Below are 643 nucleotides of genomic sequence, written 5' to 3'. Positions count from 1 at the left end.
AGATGTCCTTTGATGGTTGGGGCTTATGCTTCGTCGGTGGAGATTTTACCGGTGAAAACCGAGAACGGCAGCACGGTATCCGGCTTCGGATAAGTCGATGGGTAGCGAAGCCCAGCTACCCTGCTCTTGTCCATTTTTTCGATGCTGACAGAGTTGGATTGATTACCACCGAGAATATGGAAAAAATTCTGGTCATGCCCGATGACGAAGAAAACGTGGCCACCCCCGTTTCGCGTTGCCACCCCGATCGCACCCATGACGGGCTTGCCCTCGGGGATTTCGATACCGAACTTCAGCCAGTTCAACGCCCAATAGGGATTGGTGATCATCGGCTCATGGGGGAGCGTGACCGCGATGCATGTTTCCACGAAGTCACCGCACCACGGCAATTTTGAGGGGTCGCCGACCGTTGAGCCATCGCTCTTCAGAAAGGCGGATAGCACTTTGTTGTCGCGGACCTCGTTCAATCCCATCTTGGTCTGCGCCAAGGCTACCCATGGAGGAATGGAAAGCGCTGCGCTCGATATGCCTAGCGCAGTGAGTGTCGTCGGCCCAAGCGTACCAGGATATTGAACGGACAGATTCTTGTCGGTCTGGAATTTCGTGATTGCGGCGATCGTCATGCGGCCCTGAATGCCATCGG

At 55.1% G+C, this 643-nt stretch carries 1 protein-coding gene; it reads right to left on the bottom strand.

Features of this window, described 5'->3' with window-relative positions; translation table 11 throughout:
* Positions 1 to 23 precede the first annotated feature (23 nt).
* A partial coding sequence (locus JTP94_RS02715) for a TIGR02594 family protein (protein ID WP_204849035.1) occupies positions 24 to 643 on the bottom strand: 620 nt, incomplete at its 5' end.

The organism is Martinezella lusitana, from assembly GCF_016901135.1.
GTDB classification, from domain to species: Bacteria; Pseudomonadota; Alphaproteobacteria; order Rhizobiales; family Rhizobiaceae; genus Rhizobium; species Rhizobium lusitanum_D.
This window is presented reverse-complemented; position numbering and strand designations above follow the sequence as displayed.